This is a genomic window from Planctomycetota bacterium (assembly GCA_035574235.1).
Taxonomy (GTDB): Bacteria; Planctomycetota; MHYJ01; order MHYJ01; family JACPRB01; genus DATLZA01.
This window is the reverse complement of the sequence record DATLZA010000043.1, coordinates 1-19105: the sequence shown is the minus strand read 5'-3', so window position 1 is coordinate 19105 and position 19105 is coordinate 1. Positions and strand designations below refer to the sequence as shown.

Here is a 19105-nt window from a genome sequence, read left to right as displayed (position 1 = left end):
GCCCCCCCCCCGCTCAGGGGAGCAGCACGATCTTGCCGTAGGCTCCCGATTCCAGGACAAGCTCGTGGGCGCGCGGGGCGTCCTTGAGCGGAAACTCCCGCCCGACGACCGGTCGCAACGTTCCCTGGGCCAGCCCCGCTCCGAGCGCGGCGTGAATGCTGGCCTTTTCGGACGGGGTCGCGTTGGCGAGCGCCATTCCCAGGATCGCCGCGTCCCGCATCATCGTCTCCCGCGGATTGATCTCGACCGTACCCCGGCAGCCGATGACGACGACCCGCCCGCCGCGCGCCAGAATCGTCAGATCCCGCCCCAGGTTCACGTTCGAGAGCATCTCGAGAATCACGTCCACGCCCCGCCCCTCGGTGAGCGAGGGGATCGCGTCCAGGTATCCCGGCGTCCGGTGATCGAGCACATGGTGGGCTCCCTGTTCGCGGCAGAGCTGTCGCCCGCGCTCGGTTCCGGCGGTGGCCAGGACCGTGAACCCGTGGGCCCGCGCGATCTGGATCGCCGCGATCCCGACGCCGCCCGATCCGCCGTGCACGAGCACCGTTTCGCCCGGCACTCCGCGGGCGCGGTGGAAGAGCGCGCGGTACGCGGTCGCGTAGGGGATGTTCACGGCGGCTCCCTGGGCGAAGGTCAGGTTGTCGGGAAGCGGATGGACCTGGGAAACGGCGCAGCGGACCCGCTCTGCGTACGCGCCGTTGTAGCCTCCGGCGGTCGTTCCGCTCGTATAGACGCGGTCTCCGGGCTTGAAGGCCGTGACGCCTTCGCCGATCGCTTCGATCGTTCCGGCCGCGTCGGAGCCGGGCGTGTAGGGAAGCGTGACGCTCGTTCCGTAGCCCCCGTTGCGGATGTACGTGTCCACGGGGTTCACGCCCACCGCTCGGACACGGACGACGACTTCGCCCGGTCCGGGCTTGGGGTCGGGGACGTCCTCGAGCTGCATGACCTCGGGGGGACCGAACCGGCGGACCACGATCGCTTTCATGGCGGGGATCATATCTTTCTGCCGGTCGGCTTGTCGAGGGCCTGGCTTGCGGGGCGTCCGACCGGCATCGGCCGTTCTTCCCTTTGCCGCCGTCAGGATGGCATAATGCACCGCCGATGAGAACGATCGCCGTCGTTTTGGCTTTGCTGGGAGCCGCCTGCTCTCGCGAAGCGTCCCCGCCGTCCCAGGGACCTTCCGAACGCGGAGGCGGTCCGATGGCGTCTCCGACGCCGCCGCCCCCGGCGGACGGGATCCGCTTCGAGGCGCCGCAAGGCTGGATCCGCGAGACCCCTTCGAACCCGATGCGCAAGGCGCAGTACCGGATCCCCGACAAGGAGGGCAAGGCCGGCGAAGCGGAGCTTACGGTGTTTTTCTTCGGCCCCGACCGGAATCTCCTGCAGGCGAACCTCGACCGGTGGGCCCGGCAGATGGGATCGTCCGACCCGAAGCCGGAAACGTTCGAGGGCCGGTGCCGCGTGACGTTGCTCGATCTGTCGGGAACGTACAGGAGCGACTTCGCCCCCGAGCCGATCGAGAAGGCGCGGATGCTGGCCGCGGTCGTCGAGGCGTCCGACGGCCCCTGGTATTTCAAGCTTGTGGGTCCGGCGGACACGGTGGGGGACTGGCGGGACGAATTCGTCGCCCTGCTCAAGGGCGCGCACCGGTAGGGAGGCGGAGATGAGAAGAGCGGGGTGGCTCCTCGGAGCGCTGTTGGCGGCGGGATGCGCCCGGCCGGAGCCCGAGCTGCGGGACCCCTACGCGGAGGATGCTCCGCCCGAGCCGCCGGCGGAGCGTCCGCGCGGAGCGGAGCTTTCGTTCCGCGCTCCCGAAGGCTGGGTGCGCGAGGAGCCCGCCAACCGGCTGCGCAAGTTCCAGTTCCGCGTCCCGGACAAGCAGAAGGAGCACCCGGACGCGGAGTTCGTGGTTTTCCACTTCGGCCCTTCCGGCTCGCGCCTTCAGGAGAACATCGACCGCTGGGCCGCGCAGGTCCGCGGGAGCCAGGCGCGGCCCCGGGTGCTCGAGGGACGGCTTCGCGCGACCTGGGTCGATCTGTCGGGAACCTACGTGGGAGACGGCCGCGACGAGCCGCTCGAGGACGCTCGGATGCTGGCGGCGGTCCTGGAGCATCCGGAAGGCTACTGGTACTTCAAGCTCGTCGGCCCGGCCGCCACGGTCGGGGACTGGACGGACGAATTCCTCGCGCTCCTCAAGGAGGCGCACTGATCCCCTGGGGCCGCCCCGGGGACGTCGCAGGCTTCGGTACCGGAAGGTCGAACGAGATCCGGGGCGAATTCATTCCTGCCGGAGCCACTTGTGGATCGTTTTCCGGGTGACTCCGAGCTCCCGGGCGGCGGCGGTCTTGTTGCCGCGATGCCGCGCCAGCACCTCGGGGAGGCGTTCGCGTTTCTCCGCCAGCGAGAGGACCGACGGCGGCGGGGCGGAGGGCCGGAAGGATTCCCCCACCGCGCGATCCGCGGCGAACATCTCCTCGAACCAGGCGCGGGAGAAAGCCTTGCCGCGTCCCAGGAGAAAAAGGCGCTCCACCAGGTTGCGCAGCTCCCGGATGTTGCCCGGCCAGGTGTGGCGCATGAGGGCGGAGAGGACCGAGTCGGGGATGCGGGGGGCGGGCGCGCCGTACTTCTGGCAGAACTCCTGAGCGAACTCCCAGACGAGGAAAGGAATGTCCTCCTGGCGCTCCCGAAGGGGCGGCATCCGGAGGACCACGGTGCTCAGACGGTAGTAGAGATCGAGCCGGAAGCGTCCGGCGGGGATGAGTTCCCGGAAATCCTTGTTCGTGGCGGCGATGAGGCGGACGTTGACGGCGATCGTTTTCTCGCCGCCCACGCGCACGATCTCGCGTTCCTGCAGGACGCGCAGGAGGCTGGCCTGGACGGAGAGGGGCAGGTCGGCCACCTCGTCCATGAAGAGCGTTCCGCCGTTGGCCATTTCGAACTTGCCCACGTGGGCGCGCGTGGCGCCCGTGAAGGCGCCTTTTTCGTGGCCGAAGAGTTCGGACATCGCCAGGCTTTCCGACGTCGCCCCGCAGTTCCAGCTCACCAGGGGGCGGTCGTGCAGGTGGCTCAGGCGGTGAATTTCGCGCGCGGCCAGCTCCTTGCCCGTTCCGCTTTCGCCCACGATGAGGACGGTCGCATCGGAGGCGGCGACGGACCGGATCGTCTCGAAGACCTGCCGCATCGCGGGTCCGGTGCCGATGAGCGCGCCCAGGCGGTCCATGCGCCGGCCGCCGCGGGCGGCGTGGTGGAATTCCCGGACCGTCTGGGTGATGGCGGCGGAAGTGGGGAAGCGCTCGACGGAGCTCCCTCCGATGTATCCGAGCGCCTCGGTCCGCTGATAGACCTGCGCCGTGTCCTGCGGCAGCACCACCGGGCCGCCGAAGACGACGGCGTACGGGCGGGGGTGCGCTTCGCGCGCCGCGGCGATCATCGCGCGGATCGCGGCGACCGCCCCGTCCAGGGCCGCCTGGTGCTCCGCCGGTTCCCGCGCGCGCCAATCGGCGATTCCGAGGTTGAGACAGAGGATGTCGACCCCTGCGGCCGCCAGCGCCCGCGCGTCCGCGGGATTCAGGCAGAAGCCGATCGTCCGAAGTCCTGCCGCGCGCGCGCGCCGCAGAAGCTCCACCTCGCGCCCGAATCCCAGCCCGGCCGCCTCGAGCGACGCGCGGAACGCCCCGTCATAGAAGCCCACGGAAGGGAAGTTGGTCACTCCCGCGACGCCGTACCGGCGGATGCGCCGGAGGTACTCTTCCGGGTCGAGCGAAGGATCCTGCGCCAGGACGCCCAGAAAGACGGGCGTCCGCTCGATCCGGGGCAGCACGTGCCGCGTGGCGATCTCCCAGGTGAGGTCGTTCGCGTTCGCATAGGGCATAAACGCCGCCGCGGAACCCGTTCCGTGCAGGCGGAAGTGACCTACCGAGAGGACCATCAAAAGATCCGCCCCGCCTTCTTCCGCCGCCGCCGCGCTGATTCCGGAGCCTACCGCCGCCCCCACCAGGGGCTGACGCTCCGCCAGGAGCCGGTCAAGTGCGTCCAATCCCATTCCGAAACTGTATACCCGGTGACGGTCGTCTGTAACCGGTAACAGATCCTTTCCGAACGTATGTAATTGATACGCTCCAAATCTCTTGGTCTCAATAAATTGTGTTAAGATTCTTCGGCGGGATGGCATGCGGCGTGCTTAGGGAGGGGGGTGATACCGGAAGGGGGAGTTACGAATGAGAATCGCGTGGATCGTTCTCGGTTTCCTTGGGGCCCAGGCGGCGGCGGCTTATCCTCAGGATCAAGATCGGCCGCTGCGGGTTTTTATTCGGGCTGGGGCCAAGACGCACGGTCCCGGCGAGCATGACCATCCCCGCTTCCTGGAGGAGTGGAAGACGCTTCTCAAGGAGCGCGGCGCGGAAGCGGAAGGGGCGCTGCGGTTTCCCACGGCGGCGGAGCTGGAGAAGACGGACGTCCTTGTTCTTTATGCTCCCGAGGGGGGCACGATGAGCCCCGAAGAGCGGACCGTTCTGGACGGTTTTCTCAAGCGGGGCGGAGGGATCGTCGTCCTCCATGACGCGGTCTGCGGGAACGATCCGCACTGGTTCAAGACCGTCGTCGGCGGCGCGTGGGAGCACGGCCGTTCGAAGTATCACCACGGGAAGGTCGGTCTCTACCTTCAGGACTACCCGCACGAAATCACCCGGGGCGCGGCCAACTTCTTCCTGGACGACGAGATTTACTGGGACCTTCACGTCGTTCCCGAGGCCAAGATTCTCGCCGTCGCGTTCCGCACGGCCCACGAAATCACGCCCCAGATGTGGGTGTACGAACGCGACGGCTACCGGGCCTTCGTAAGTCTCCAGGGCCACCGTCACGCGACCTTCTCGCTGCCTCACGTCCGGGCGCTTCTTCTGCGCGGCATCGCGTGGGCGGGGCGGCGTCCCGTGGATCTTCTTGTGCGGCCCGAAGAGCTTTCGGCCCTGCGCTATCCGGAGGGAGGCCCCGTCGCGCCCGGCCGGGCTGCGGAAAAGCTCCGGGTCGAGGAATCCTTCGAGCTTTCCCTCGTTCTGGCGGAGCCGGACATCGTCAAGCCCATCTCGATCGGATGGGATCCGAAGGGAAGGCTCTGGGTCCTTCAGACGCCCCAGTATCCGCTCAAGGCCGACGTCTGGAGGGCGCGCCCCCGCGACAGCCTCGTCTACTTCGAAGACCGCGACGGGGATGGACGGTGGGACCACCGCACGGTCTTTTACGACGGACTCGACCTGCCCACGAGCTTCGTCTTTTACCGCGACGGCGTGATCGTGACCCAGGCGCCGGACATCCTCTTTCTCCGCGACACGGACGGCGACGGAGCGGCGGATCGGCGGGAGACCGTCTTTACCGGCTTCGGTTTCGGGGACACGCACGCGACGACGAGCAACCTGCGCTGGGGCCTGGACGGCTGGATTTACGCCACGCAGGGCTACAGCGGCGGCGGCTCCCGTCATGTCCGCAACGCCCAGGGGCGGGACTTCGGGCACATCGGCAACGGACTTTTCCGCTTCCGGCCCGACGGAAGCGCGATCGAGATGGTCTCCTCCTACAGCGCCAACACGTGGGGCGTGGACCTCACCTGGGATCACGAAATCTTCTTCACCATGGCCAACGAGTCGCACCTGCGCCACGTGGTCCTTCCGGACGCGGTCCTCGCGCGCGCGCGGGTGGGCCAGGCGTCGAGCTGGAAGTTCATCGCCGACCACCGGGATTCGAACCCGCTCCTCAAGGAGCGGCTCCACCCGTACCAGCAGATCGACTGCGTGGGGGGCTTCACCGCGGCGGCCGGAAGCACCGTCTATGACGGCGGAGCCTGGCCCGACGAGTACCGTTCCATCCACTTCGTCACCGAGTGCACGGTGAATCTCGTTCACCAGGACCGGCTCCTTCCGGACGGGGTTACCTACAAGGCGGTCAAGGTCCGCGACGAGGAATTCATGGCGGGAACCGATCTCTGGTTCCGTCCCATCGACACTCAGGTCGGGCCGGACGGGGCGCTCTACGTCGTGGATTTCTACAATCAGGCGGTCGTTCACAACGACACCCGCGGGCCGCGGCATGGCCCGTACAATGCCGCGATCCGTCCGGACCGGGACCGCCTTCACGGGCGGATCTGGCGCGTTCAGCACCGGCAGGCCCGGAGCCTTCCGCCCGTCGATTTTTCCTCCGTCTCCGGCCGCGTTCGGGCGCTGGAACACCCGAACCGCTGGGCGCGTCTGACGGCCCAGCGGCTGCTCTGCGAGGAAGGCCGGGGAGCCGAGGACGTCGCGGCGCTCCTGCGGAGCTCGGCGAATCCCGCGGCCCGCGTGGCGTGCCTCTGGACGCTGGCGCGGCTGGACCGGCTTTCGGACCAGGATCTGGCGGCCGCGTTGCGCGATCCGGAGGCGGGCGTCCGCAAGAATGCGGCGCGCGTCGCGGCGCTCCGCGGGAGCGCGCCGGGAGCGCTCGTGGAGCTGCTCAAGGACGCCGACCCTCGGGTGCGACTGGAGGCGCTGGCGGCGCTCTCGTCCGGGGTCCCCCTTCCGGCGGACGGGGTCCGCGCCGTGGCCGCCCTGTACGCTTCGCTGGGGGACGACGTGTCGCGTTCGGCGGCGCTCGGGGTCCTGGCCGTCCGGCCGCGGGCGGGCCTGGAGGCGGCGCTCGAGGCGGGCGCGACGGGGGCGGCCGAGGAGGTGGCCGGTCTTGTCGGGGCGCGTCAGGACGGCGCCGCGGCGGCCGAGATCGTGGCGTTCTTGGGCGCGCGTCCGGCGGAGGAACGCGCCGTCCAGGCGGCGGTTCTCGGGCGTCTGGCGCGGACGTTGCGCCCGGAGACGGCGCTTCCCGCTTCCCCCGAGGTCCGACGGGCGCTCGAGGCGCTTCTGGCGGCCGGAGATCCGGAGGTCACGGCCGCGGCGGTGTCGCTGGCGGCCCGGGTGGGATCGGACGAGGCTCTGGCGCGCGCGCTGGAGCCCGCCGTGCGCGCGATGGCCCAGGCGGCGATCGATCCGTCGCGCCCCGACGACGCGCGCGCCCGGCAGCTGGCGCTTTTGGCCTCGATTCCAGCGGCCCGGAGCGCGGCGCTGGAAGCCGCGGGAAAGCTCCTCGACCCGTCCTCGTCCACGGACCTTCAGCGGGCGGCGATTGAGGCTTTGGGGAGCATGCCGGACGTCGCGGCGGCGGATGCCCTTCTCGGGGCCTGGACGCGCCTGGCGGCTTCGGCGCGCGAACAGATCCTGGCCCAGCTTCTCAAGCGGCCGGAATGGACGGGCCGCCTCCTGGACGCCCTCGAGCAGGGGCGGATCCGGCCCAACGACCTCGGGCCGACCGCGCTTTTCCGCATCCGCACGCACCCGGACAAGGCGACCGCGCAGAGGGCCGCGCGCGTGATCGACGCGGTGGCCGGCGGGCAGGCCAAGGCCAAGGATCAGATCATCGCGGCCCTCCTGCCGGAGGTCGTCAAACCCGGCGATGCGGCGCGCGGAAAGGCCCTCTTCGCCGAGAATTGCCTCAAGTGCCACGCCTACAAGGGCGAGGGCCGCAGCGTCGCGCCGGATCTCACCGGCATGGGCGTCCACGGGCGGGAGGAGCTGCTCGTTCACATCGTGGATCCGAACCGGACCGTGGAGGGGAATTACGTCTCGTTCAACGTCCGGACCCGTTCGGGCGAGGTTTTCAACGGCATCGTGGTGCGGGAGGGACGCGACAGCGTCGTTCTCAAGAACAGCGAGGGCGAGCGCGAGATCCGGCGGGCGGACATCGAGGCGATGGCTTCGACGGGGCTCTCTCTGATGCCGGAAGGGCTCGAAAGCCTGGGGCCCGCGGCGTTGCGCGACATCCTGACGTACCTCACCTCCGAGGCGGGCGGGTTCCGGCTCGTGGATCTCCAGCCGGCCTTCACCGCCTCGACGGTCAAGGGGCTGTATGATCCCCGGCGGGAGCCCCATAACCTGCGTCTTCGGAAGTTCGGGATCGTCACGGTGGAAGGCATTCCCTTTCAGCTCGTGGATCCCGCCCGGAGCCTCAACGGGAACAACGCCATCGTTCTGAAGGGGGGCGCGGTCGCCGACTGGGCGGCCAAGACGCACATGCCCCGGCGGGTCGAGGTGCCGCTGGGATTCGCGTTCCGGAAGCTGCACGTCCTGGGCGGGATCGGCGCCTGGGCGGCCGCGGAGCCGCGCCGGGGGCAGCCCGCCGCGCGCGTGATCTTCCACTACGCCGACGGCACCCGCGAGGAGCGGGTGCTTTACGATGGAGTCGAATTCGCCGACTGGATCCGCAGGATCGACGTGCCGGGTTCGCGGTACGCCGAGGGGCTCGTGGAACCCGGGGCCCGGGGGCAGGTGCGCTGGTTCACGCTGGAGCCCCGGCGGCCGAACGCTCCCGTGCAGCTCCTGGTGCTCGAGAGCTTCGACAACCACATCGCCCCCACGTTCCTGGCGATGACCGCGGAAGTGGGGGAGTCGAAGGATCCGGCGCCGCGCCGGGAGGGGGCCGCGCGCGGGACGCTTCTGGTGGGCGGCGGGTCGAGTCACGACTTCGACCGCTGGTTCCGGGACGCGGACGCCCGGCTTCTGGGGGCGGAGTACACGGCCGACCCGGCGCGGATCGCGCCCGCGCTTCCAGGCCTGGCCGTCCTGGCGCTGGCGAACAACCAGCCGATTCCGGATCCCGCGGCGCGGAAGGCGATCTTCGAGTTCGCGGACTCGGGGGGAGGGCTTCTGCTCGTTCATGCGGCGACGTGGTACAACTGGAAGGACTGGCCGGAATACAACCGGGATCTGGTGGGGGGCGGGTCGCGCGGCCATGACCGGCTTCAGGAGTTCGAAGTCGCGGTGGTCGAGGAGGGTCATCCCCTCATGGCGGGCGTGCCCCGGACGTTCCGGATCCGGGACGAGCTGTACCGGTTCGAGCGGGATCCCGCGGGACCGCCGATCCGGGTCCTGGCGCGGGGCAAGTCTCCGGAGAGCGGGCGCGAGTATCCCGTGGTCTGGACGGTGGAACGTCCGCGCGGAAGGATCGTCTGTGTGACGCTCGGCCACGACGGCGGGGCGCACGAGCACGAGGCGTACCGGACGATCCTCCGGAACGCCGTCTCCTGGCTGAGGGAGGGGCGATGAAGTCCGTTTATCTTTTCGCCACGCTCGACACGAAGGGGCCGGAGGCGGCCTTCGTGCGGGACCGCCTGCGGGAGCTGGGAGTTCCGGTGACGCTCGTCGACTGCGGAATTCTGGGTCCTCCGGCGGCGGCTCCGGACGTGGAGCGGGCGCGGGTTTTCGACGCGGAGCGTTTCCGGGCGCTCGGGGACCGCGGGAAGGCCGTGACGGCGGCGGCGGAAGGGGCGGCGCGGCTGGCGCGCGAGGCGTGGGAGCGCGGGGAGCTGGCCGGGGTGATGGCCCTGGGCGGCTCGGCCGGAACGAACATCGGCACGAGCGCCATGCGGGCGCTGCCCTTGGGGGTGCCCAAGCTCATGGTGAGCGCGCTCGCGTCGGGCCAGGTGCGCCAGTACGTCGGCGACAAGGACATCCTGATGATGAACTCCGTCGTCGACATTCTGGGGATCAACCGGATCAGCCGGAAGATCCTGTCTCAGGCCGCGCGCGCCATGGCCGGGATGGTCCGGGCCGCCCGCGCCGACGAGAGTCCCGAGGACCGGCCGCTCGTGGCGGCGACGATGTTCGGGGTGACGACCCCCTGCGTCATGCGGGCCAAGCAGCGGCTGGAGGCGGCCGGTTACGAGGTTCTCGTCTTTGCCGCCACGGGCAACGGCGGCCAGGCGATGGAGTCGCTGATCCGCGAGGGGCTGATCGCCGGGGTGCTCGACATCACGACGACGGAGCTGGCCGACGAGCTCTGCGGGGGATTCCTGACGGCCGGACCGCAGCGCCTGACCGCGGCGGGGGAGATGGGGATTCCGCAGGTGGTCTCCGTGGGGGCGCAGGACATGGTGAATTTTTACGCCCCCGAGACCGTGCCGGCGAAGTTCCAGGGGCGCACCTTCTACCGCCACAACCCGCAGGTGACCCTGATGCGGACGACGCCGGAGGAGAACGCGCGGATCGGGGCGGATCTCGGGGCCAAGGTGGCCCGCGCCAAAGGTCCGGCCGCGATTCTTCTTCCCCGGCGCGGAGTTTCGGCGTACGACCGCGAGGGACAGCCGTTCCACGATCCGGAGGCGCGCCGGGCGCTGTTCGAGGCGATCCGGGCGCACGCCCGCGGGGTGGAGATCGTGGAGCTCGACCGGCACATCAACGACCCGGAGTTCGCCGACGCGGCGGCGGAGAAACTTTTGGAGCTGATGACCCGACGGTCGGAGAAACGTTGAGAAAGGAGCGATCGTGAGCGTGGACAATTCTCGGGAGGCGATCCTTCGGCGGTTCCGGGAGAAGATCGCGCGGGGGGAGCCCATCATCGGAGGCGGGGCGGGAACGGGGCTGTCCGCCAAGAGCGAGGAGGAGGGCGGGATCGACCTGCTCATCGTTTACAACTCCGGCCGCTACCGGATGGCGGGGCGGGGTTCGTCGGCGGGGCTTCTGGCGTACGGCAACGCCAACGAAATCGTCAAGGAGATGGCCTACGAGGTCCTGCCGGTCGTGAAGCGGACGCCGGTTTTGGCCGGGGTCAACGGAACGGATCCGTTCATGATTCCGCGCCTCTTCCTTCGGGAGCTCAAGGAGCTGGGGTTCGCCGGCATCCAGAACTTCCCCACGGTGGGGCTCTTCGACGGGGCCATGCGCCAGGCGTTCGAGGAGACGGGGATGAGCTACAAGCTCGAGGTCGAAGTCATCCGCCTGGCCCGGCAGATGGATCTCCTGACGACGCCGTACGTCTTCAATCCGGAGGAGGCGCGGTGGATGGCGGAAGCCGGCGCGGATCTCGTGGTGGCCCACATGGGGGTGACGACGGGCGGCACGATCGGCGCCAAAACGTCCAAGAGTCTGGACGAGTGCGTGAAGCGCATTCAGGAGATCGCGGACGCCGCCAAATCGGTCCGCGAGGACGTGATCGTGATCTGCCACGGCGGCCCGATCGCCGAGCCGCCGGATGCGCAGTACATCCTCGAGCGGGTGCGGGGATGCGACGGCTTCTACGGGGCGAGCTCGACGGAGCGGCTTCCGGCGGAGCGGGCGATTGCGGAGCAGATCCGCCGGTTCAAGGCGATCCGGCTTCCGGACCGCGCCGGGGCGGCGGCTGCGCGCACGTCGGGAAAGGCGGTGGCCCGGTGAGCGCGAGGAAGCTCTTCCGGTTCGTCACGAGCGCGAATTGCCGGATCGAATGGATGCCGTGGGGGCGTCATGTCTGGCTTTCGCGGCCGGGGCTGACGGACACGAAGCAGCTTCTGGTGGTGCGGGTCGAAATGCCTCCGGGGACGGGGCATCAGTTTCACTATCATCCGGCGCGCGAGGAGGTCCTGATCGTTCTGGACGGCCGCGCGGAACAGTGGGTGGATCGGGACCACCGGATGCTCAAGGCGGGGGAGAGCGCCTTCATCCCCAAGGGCGTCGTGCACGGGATTTACAACACGACGCGCCGGAAGTGCACGTTCCTGGCGATCCTTTCGCCGGCCGAGGCGCCCGGGCCGATGCTGGTGGACTGCTTCCGGGACCATCCCTGGTGCGAGCTTCGGGAGCCGTTCGAGTACAAGCCGCTCCGCCGCGCGGGAAAGGCGTAGGAATCGCGGGCCTTCGCCGCGATCCCGGCCGGGAGGGCTGGCGAGGGTGACGGGACTCGAACCCGCAACCACTGGATCGACAATCCAGTGCTCTAACCAATTGAGCTACACCCCCGCATCGCGGTCGGGCAGGCACTAGTGTATCGGCGGCCGCGCGGCAGTCAAGCTCCGCGCGCAATTTCGGAACCGGCGGCGTCCGATCCGCGTCGAAGGGGGTAGACTATCCGGGATCGCCGGGAAGGAGGATGCCGTCATGAGGATCGCCGCCGCCGTCGCCGCGCTCGTCGCCGCCGGACCTCTGGCCGCCGGAGCGCAGGATCGCCCCGTCTCCCCGCTGCGCGTCCGAAAGGTCGTCGTCTACAAGCACGGCGTGGGTTACTTCGAGCGTGAAGGAGAGGTCACCGGGAACCAGACCGTGTCGCTCACCTTCAAAGCCGCGCAGATGAAGGACCTCCTCAAGTCCCTCTACGCGGTCGATCTCAACGGCGGCCGGATCTCGAGCATCTCCTACGACACGAAGGACCCGCTCTCCAAGCAGCTCGAGGAGATTCTGCTGCGCGTGCCGGACGGCCATGCGCTGACGCACTTCCTCTCCCAGCTCCAGGGGGCGCGGGTGGAGGCGGTCTCGGCGGGTCAGACCGTCGCCGGCAGCGTCCTCGGGATCGAGCCGGTGGCGAAGGCGGGCAAGGAGGGGACCGTCACCTCCTACAAGCTCGTGCTCCTGCGCGACGACGGAAAAATCCAGCCTCTGGAGCTTCTCGAAGTCTCGGAGCTCAAGATTCTCGACGAGGGGCTTCAGCGCGACCTCAAGCGGCTCCTTGAAATTCATCTGAAGTCCAAACAGGCCGACCGGAAGGGGATCGTGCTTCATGCCGCCGGCGAGGGGCGCCGCACGGTCCGGGTGGGCTACATCCTGGAAACGCCCATCTGGAAGACGTCCTACCGGCTGCTTTTCGACGAGGGGCGGGCGCCCCTGCTTCAGGGCTGGGCGATTCTCGAGAACACGACCGACGAGGATTGGGAGGACGTGGACGTCTCCTTCGTCGCGGGAAGCCCGATGAGTTTCATCATGGACCTCTACACGGCGTATTATCCGGCGCGGCCGGAAGTCCCGCTCGGGGTGACGGCGGCCCCGACCGCCGGCGAGGAAGACAAAGGAGGGGGCGTTGTGGGGGCTCTGCAGTTGGAGGGGCGCAGGGAGGCGCGGCCGGACGCCCTTCGCGGCCGGGCGGCCCCCAAGGCGGCGGGCGCCCCGCCCGCCGAACCGGCGGCCCCTGCGCCGTTGCGCGAGCTTCTCGAGGCGTCGTTCGTTCCCGCCGCCGTGGGACAGGAGGTCGGGGATCTTTTCGCCTACCGGGCGCGCGAAAAGGTGAGCGTCCGGCGCGGACAGGCGGCGCTCGTTCCGATTCTGTCGGAACGCCTCGAGGGGGGCGAGCGCGCGCTCTACTATCGGGCGAGCCTTCATTCGCGGCCGATGAACGCGTACGTCCTGAAGAACGCCACCGGCCTGACCCTGGAGGCCGGACCCGTGACCTTTTTCGAAGGACCGACGTGCGTGGGCGAGGGCATTCTCCGGAAGGTCCTGAAGAAGGGCATGCGGGCCGTCGTGCCCTACGCGGTGGAAGCCGGTCTGGAGGTGGAGCCGCGCACGCTTCACCGCGACGATCCGGTCACCCACGCGAAGATCGCTCAAGGGGTACTGACGCTTTACGCTTCACGGAACCGGGAGTCGATCTATACGGTCCGCAACCGCCTGGACCGGGACGCAACCGTTCTTCTGGACCATCCGATCGCGGCGGGGTTCTCGCTCGCGGAGCCCGCCCGCGCGGAGGAGGAAACCGACGGACACCGCCGGTTCCGCGTGGAGATCAAGGCCGGCCAGACCCTCGAATTCAAGGTCCGGGAGACGATGCCGGTGGCCCAGCAGGTCGCGCTCCTCGGAACCCCGGCGGACGTTCTGCGCTTCCATCTTTCGCAGCGGTACCTCTCGGAGAGCGCGCGCCGGCTGCTGGCGGAGCTCGTTCAGATCCACGGAGAGATCAGCCGGCTGCGCGCGGAGGAAAACGAGCTCGCCCAGGAGCGCCAGAGGCTCTCGGAGAACGACGCCCGCGTGCGCCAGAACCTGAGCGTCCTGCGCGACACCCCCGCGGAGCTCGAGATGCGGCAGAAATACCTCCGCCGCCTCCAGGAGTCCGATCTGCGCCTGGAGCAGATCCGCGTGCGCCTCAAGGAGGCCGCCGCCCAGCGGGCCGAGCGGGAGCGGGATCTTTCCCGGAAGATTCAGGACTTCCGGGAGGAATAATCCGAACGCTCGACAGCGCGGCCCCGATCTGCTAGGCTCCTGCCGCGCATGTCGGAACCGGAAGCGACCGTCGCGTTCGAGACGTTGGGCCTGCACCCCTCGCTCCTGCGGGCGGTGAAGGAACTGGGGTTCGAGCACCCCACGCCCATTCAGGCCAAGGCGATTCCGCCCATCCTTCAGGGCCGGGACCTCGTCGGCTGCGCCCAGACGGGCACGGGCAAGACGGCCGCGTTCCTCCTGCCCGTTCTGCACCGGCTGCTCGAGGGACCGCGCGGCGGGACGCGTGTTCTCGTCCTGGAGCCCACGCGCGAGCTGGCCGCGCAGGTCGAAACCCATTTTCGGGATCTTGCCCGGCACGTCTCCCTTCGCGCGGCCACGGTCTACGGGGGCGTCGCCTTCGGGCCGCAGACGCAGGCCCTTCGCGGCGGCGCGGACGTCATCGTGGCCACGCCGGGGCGGCTCCTCGACCACATGGGCCGCGGACATGCGCGGTTCGACCGCCTTCAGGTGCTGGTTCTGGATGAGGCGGATCGAATGCTCGACATGGGCTTTCTGCCGGATCTGCGGCGGATCGTGGCCAAACTCCCGCGGAACCGCCAGACCCTCCTCTTCAGCGCCACGATGCCCCCGGAAATCCTGGGTCTCGTCCACGAAGTGCTGCGCGACCCCGTCTCGGTCGATGTCGTGGGACGACGGCCCGCTCCCGCCGCCGGGATCACCCACGCCGTCTATCCCGTGGCCCAGAGCCACAAGACGGCGCTCCTGACCCGCCTCCTCCGGGAGCCGGGCATGAACATGGTGCTCGTTTTCACCCGCACGAAGCACCGCGCCGAGCGGCTCGCCGACGCGCTCCAGGTCCGCGGGTTCGAAGTCGCCCGCATGCACGGGAACCGCTCCCAGGGGCAGCGCGAAAGCGCCCTGGCCTCCTTCCGCGAGGGAGAGGTCCAGGTGCTCGTCGCCACCGATATCGCCGCCCGCGGGTTGGACATCGAAGCGATCTCGCACGTCATCAACTATGACGTCCCGGCGACGCCCGAGGACTACGTGCACCGCGTGGGGCGGACCGGCCGAGCCCAGGCCGTGGGCGACGCGTTCACGCTCGTGGCGCCCGAGGAGGAGCCCGCCATGCGCGACATCGAGAAGGCGCTCGGGCGGACGCTCCCGCGCGTGACGCTTCCGGATTTCGACTACGGCCCGATGGCTCCGCTTCCGGCGGCGCCGCCGCCCCCCGCGCCGCCGCCGGCCCACGGGATGCACAGCACCCGCCGGCCGCTCCGCCGCCGAAGGCTCTGAACGGGTCCCATTCCCCTTGCGCCGCGGCGCGTCCGGTTTATAGCCTATACCGATATGAAGGTGGATTCGGTCCGGGCTCTGGAAGTCTTCGATTCGCGCGGTCATCCCACCCTCAAGGTCACCCTCGAGGTGGACGGCGCCCGCGGGTCCTTCTTCGTTCCCGCCGGCGCCTCGACGGGCAAGGCCGAGGCCCCGGAACTGCGGGACGGAGGCACGCGCTTCGGCGGCCGCGGCGTGCGTCAGGCCGTGGCCCGGACGCTCGAGGCGGGTTCGCGCCTGCGGAAACGGGAGTTCGCCGATCAGGCGGATTTCGACCGGTTCCTCGTCGAGGCCCGCCTGCCGGGGAACGTGTCGCTCGGCCTGTCGGGGGCCTTCGCCCACGCCGCGGCGGCCGCGCGCGGAGTGCCTCTCTACGCCTATTTCGGAAAGGGCCGGGCCCTTCCCCGGCCGATGGTGAACCTGCTCTCGGGCGGGCTTCACGGCGGCGGCGCCATGCCCATCCAGGACATCCTCGTCGTCCCGCTCCAGGCCGGCTCCTTCGCCGAAGCGATCGAAATCGTCTGGCGCGTCTACCAGGCCGCGCGGGCCCTCGTGGGGCCCCGCTTCGACTACAACCCTCACTGGGTCGCCGACGAAGGCGGCTTCGCCCCGCGCTTTCGGTCCGTCGAGGAGGCGCTCGACTTCGCCGTCGAGGCGATCGAGAAAGCGGATCTTCGTCCCGGCGCCGCCGTGGGGCTGGCGCTCGACGTGGCCGCCAGCCACGCCGAGGGCATCGGGATCGAAACCCTCGAGCGCTGGGTGGAACGCTATCCGATCCTTTCGCTCGAGGACGGCCTTCCCGAGGAGGACTGGGAAGGCTGGAAACGCCTCACCCGGCGGCTCGGCCGCATCCAGCTCGTGGGGGACGACCTTTTCGCGACCCAGCCGGAGCGCCTTCGCCGCGGCATCCGCGAAGGGTGCGCCAACGCCGTCCTCGTCAAGATGAACCAGGTGGGCACGATCAGCGGCGCCCTCGAGGTGATCGCGCTGGCCCATCAGGCGGGCTATCGCACCGTCGTCTCCGCCCGCTCGGGCGAAACCGAAGACACGACGATGGCGGATCTCGCCGTGGGGACGCAGGCGGGGCAGATCAAGATCGGATCGCTCGCCCGTTCGGAACGGCTGGCCAAGTACAACCGGCTTCTGGAGATCGAGTCCGAGGTCCGGTAACGCTCAGCCCCGTCGCGCCGAAGCGATCCACTCCTCGACGCGGCGCCGCAGCGTCGTCAGCGGAACGGCGCCTTCCCGAAGCACGAGATCGTGGAACTCGCGCACGTCGAAGGCCGGGCCGAGCGCGCGTTCCGCCCGGCTCCGCAGCGCGGCGATCTCCCGTTTGCCCACCATGTAGGCCAGCGCCTGTCCCGGCCAGATGATGTACCGGTCCACTTCGTTGAGGACCTCGGGCTCCGTGAGCGCCACGTTCTCCATGAAAAACCGCACCGCCTGCTCGCGCGTCCAGCCCAGGGCGTGCAGCCCCGTGTCCACGACCAGCCGGCACGCTCTCCAGGCCTGGTAGGTGAGCATGCCGAAGCGCGCCAGGTCGTCGGCGTACAGCCCCATCTCGTCTCCCAGGCGCTCCGCGTAGAGGCCCCATCCCTCGATGAAAGCCGTGAAGCCCGCGTGCCGGCGGAAGCGGGGCAGGCCCTCGATTTCCATGGCGAGCGCGATCTGGAGATGATGCCCCGGCACCGCCTCGTGGACCGTCAGCGCGGTCATGTTGTATCGGGGGCGCGAGGCCGGCGCGTGGGTATTGACGTAGAAGACCCCTTTGCGGGTGAGCTTCTCGTCGGGCGGATAATAGAAAGCCGCCACGGCGTCCTTCTCGCGATAATCCTCGATGGGCTTGACCTCGCAGTCGGTGCGGGGCAGGCGGCGGAAGAAGCGCGGGAGCGCCGCGCGCGCCCGTTCGAGGTCCCGCCGCGCCGCCTCCACGATCTCTTCCCGCGAGGCGAAAAACGACCGGGGGTCGGCCTTGAGTCGCTCGAGGAACGGGGGCAGCGCTCCTCCGGCGATCCGGCGCATCTCCTCCTGGATCCCGCGCAGCTCCTCGAGCCCCACGCGGTGGAGCTCCTCCGCGGTCGCGTCGGTCGTTGTGTGCATGCGGATGCGGAAGCGGTAGGCTTCCGCTCCGCCCGGCAGGGCGGAGAGCCCCATCTCCCGCGTCCGCGCGCGCGGCCGGTACTCGCGTTCCAGGAACTCCAGCATCGACCGGTAGGCGGGATAGACGGCGTCCCGGATGTCGGGGACGAGCGACGGCCGGACCGCGAAGGGGGAGGTCTCGGGCGGCCGCGCCAGGAGCTCCCGGAGCTGGCCGATCACCCGGTCCACGGCCGGCGCCACGGCCACGCGGCCCTCGCGCAGGCCCGCCCGCAGGTTCTCGAGGTACTGCCCGATGTAGACGGGAAAGGCCCGGAAACGGGCGCGCAGGCCGGCTTCGTCCGAGGAGGGATGGTAGTTCAGCAGTTGGGGGAAATCCGCCTGCGGGCCGTTCATCTGATCGACGTCCCATTGCCAGAACTTGTGGCGGTCCTCCTCGAGGAAGAATTCGAGCTGAAGGCGCAGAATCTCGGCGGTGACCCGGTCGGATTCCCCGAGAGGCCCGGCCTCGAGGCGGCGCGCGCGTTCGAGGAACGCCTGCGCCTCGGCGCGGCGCCGGGTGCGGGCGGATTCCGAGAGGTCCGCCAGGCGGTCGTTGTAGCGGAAGTCTCCCAGGTACGTGGCGTAGGTCGGGTTCTCGCGCAGCACCCACTCCCAGTACTCGTCTCCCAGAGCTCGGAGTTCGGCGGCGGCGTCCATGGCGTCCTTTCCGGGCGCGCGGCAGCCGGCGGCGAGGAGGAGGGCCGGAAGGAGGAGGCGGCGCACGCGGGCGTCACTCCTCGGGCGGCTGGAGATTTTCCCCCTCGAGCAGGTACTGCCAGAGCGCCTCGATCTGTCGGGCCGCGTCGCCGTCGAGGACTTCGACGAGCGGGCTGCGGCCGTCCGGGAAAAACTGCGGCATCTTCGTCCCCGGCTCCAGCCGGAGCGGCGCGCGCATCCAGCGGACGAAGTACTCCTTCGTGAGCCGGTCGCGCGCCAGCTTCAGGTTGGGACCGGGGGCTTCGAACACTTTCGTCGCGGCGCGGTTCCCGATCCCGTGGCAGGCCAGGCAGTCGAAGCCGCCGTTGGGTCCGGCGAGCTTTCGCCCGGCGGCGGCGAGCTCGGGATCGGGCGCGGGCTCCGGCGCCGAGGAGGGCGGGAATCCGTGGGACGCCGCCAGGCCCCGGGCCAGCGCCTCGGCCGCGCGGAACGCGGGCATCCGAAGCGGCGCCAGGAAGGGTCTGGGCCGCTCCGGGATCCTGCCCGCCAGGAAGCGCCCCGTCCATTCCGGCTTGAGCTTTTCCCCCGCCCAGGTGAGGGACGGAACGGGAAGCTCCTCCGCCGGCGCTTCCTCGAAATCGGGATCGGCGGGTTTTTTCGCCGGGAGGAGGTCCTTGACCTCGCCCTGAAGCGAAGCCCAGAGCTCGGTCTGTCCATCGCGGCGGTGACACGCGACGCAGCGCAGGGCCCGGACCTGACGCTCCGCGAGTTCGACGGGCTCTTCGCGGGACAGGGCGGAGCGATCGGTCGTCGTCGCGAAGGCGGCCGCCGCCCAGCGATCCTCGTCGGTCAGCCCGAAATCGGGCGCGTTTCCTTCGGGGCGGGGGGCCAGGCATCCGCGCGTCCAGCCTTCGGCGGGGATGTTCCAGAGGCCCGCCCGCTCCGGCGGGCGTTCCATTCCGGGAATCTCGTGGCAGGAAGCGCATCGGCGGGCGCGGGCGCGT

General features: G+C 69.7%; 13 protein-coding genes and 1 tRNA gene. 9 read left to right on the top strand and 5 right to left on the bottom strand.

Annotated features, from left to right (window positions below; translation table 11 throughout):
* Positions 1-13 precede the first annotated feature (13 nt).
* On the bottom strand, positions 14-988 hold the full coding sequence (locus VNO22_03435; GenBank protein ID HXG60404.1) for an NADPH:quinone reductase: 975 nt from the start codon (positions 986-988) through the stop codon (positions 14-16).
* 215 nt (positions 989-1203) lie between these two features.
* On the opposite strand from VNO22_03435, the gene VNO22_03430 reads away from it, so the two are divergent.
* Together VNO22_03430 and VNO22_03425 are read left to right on the top strand one after the other, a co-directional pair.
* Entirely contained in the window at positions 1204-1656 is a 453-nt protein-coding gene (locus tag VNO22_03430) for a hypothetical protein (protein ID HXG60403.1), read from the top strand.
* Positions 1657-1666: 10 nt separating this feature from the next.
* Complete coding sequence (locus VNO22_03425) at positions 1667-2212, top strand: hypothetical protein (protein ID HXG60402.1); 546 nt, start codon at positions 1667-1669, stop codon at positions 2210-2212.
* A gap of 69 nt (positions 2213-2281) precedes the next feature.
* Here VNO22_03425 and VNO22_03420 read toward each other — a convergent pair whose 3' ends face one another.
* The gene (locus VNO22_03420) at positions 2282-4045 is read right to left on the bottom strand and encodes a phosphoenolpyruvate hydrolase family protein (GenBank protein HXG60401.1); all 1764 of its coding nucleotides are present in this window, start codon (positions 4043-4045) and stop codon (positions 2282-2284) included.
* A 175-nt stretch (positions 4046-4220) separates the two neighbouring features.
* Here VNO22_03420 and VNO22_03415 point away from each other — a divergent pair, with 175 nt between their 5' ends.
* Genes VNO22_03415 through VNO22_03400 form a run of 4 tightly spaced genes read left to right on the top strand, consistent with a single transcriptional unit; the run spans position 4221 to position 11671 of the window.
* Positions 4221-9119, top strand: coding sequence for a PVC-type heme-binding CxxCH protein (locus tag VNO22_03415; protein HXG60400.1), 4899 nt, complete (start codon positions 4221-4223; stop codon positions 9117-9119).
* On the top strand, positions 9116-10324 hold the full coding sequence (locus VNO22_03410) for a Tm-1-like ATP-binding domain-containing protein (GenBank protein HXG60399.1): 1209 nt from the start codon (positions 9116-9118) through the stop codon (positions 10322-10324). The genes VNO22_03415 and VNO22_03410 overlap by 4 nt, the downstream gene beginning before the upstream one ends.
* A gap of 19 nt (positions 10325-10343) precedes the next feature.
* Positions 10344-11225, top strand: a complete 882-nt coding sequence (locus VNO22_03405; GenBank protein ID HXG60398.1) for a phosphoenolpyruvate hydrolase family protein — start codon at positions 10344-10346, stop codon at positions 11223-11225.
* Positions 11222-11671 carry a cupin domain-containing protein gene (locus VNO22_03400; protein HXG60397.1) on the top strand — a complete coding sequence of 150 codons (450 nt, stop codon included), beginning with the start codon at positions 11222-11224 and terminating at the stop codon, positions 11669-11671. The genes VNO22_03405 and VNO22_03400 overlap by 4 nt, the downstream gene beginning before the upstream one ends.
* A gap of 38 nt (positions 11672-11709) precedes the next feature.
* Here VNO22_03400 and VNO22_03395 read toward each other — a convergent pair.
* Positions 11710-11786, bottom strand: a tRNA-Asp gene (locus tag VNO22_03395).
* A 138-nt stretch (positions 11787-11924) separates the two neighbouring features.
* Between VNO22_03395 and VNO22_03390 the strand changes: the two genes are divergently transcribed.
* Genes VNO22_03390 through VNO22_03380 form a run of 3 tightly spaced genes read left to right on the top strand, consistent with a single transcriptional unit; the run spans position 11925 to position 16475 of the window.
* On the top strand, positions 11925-13973 hold the full coding sequence (locus VNO22_03390) for a DUF4139 domain-containing protein (protein HXG60396.1): 2049 nt from the start codon (positions 11925-11927) through the stop codon (positions 13971-13973).
* 48 nt (positions 13974-14021) lie between these two features.
* Positions 14022-15266 carry a DEAD/DEAH box helicase gene (locus tag VNO22_03385; protein HXG60395.1) on the top strand — a complete coding sequence of 415 codons (1245 nt, stop codon included), beginning with the start codon at positions 14022-14024 and terminating at the stop codon, positions 15264-15266.
* Between the two features lie 54 nt (positions 15267-15320).
* Complete coding sequence (locus tag VNO22_03380) at positions 15321-16475, top strand: enolase C-terminal domain-like protein (protein HXG60394.1); 1155 nt, start codon at positions 15321-15323, stop codon at positions 16473-16475.
* A gap of 3 nt (positions 16476-16478) precedes the next feature.
* Here VNO22_03380 and VNO22_03375 read toward each other — a convergent pair whose 3' ends face one another.
* Together VNO22_03375 and VNO22_03370 are read right to left on the bottom strand one after the other, a co-directional pair.
* A complete protein-coding gene (locus tag VNO22_03375) occupies positions 16479-18167 on the bottom strand; it encodes a DUF885 domain-containing protein (GenBank protein HXG60393.1) in 1689 nt (562 codons plus the stop codon).
* 7 nt (positions 18168-18174) lie between these two features.
* Positions 18175-19105 (bottom strand): hypothetical protein (locus VNO22_03370; protein ID HXG60392.1); only part of this gene is annotated, 931 nt, incomplete at its 5' end.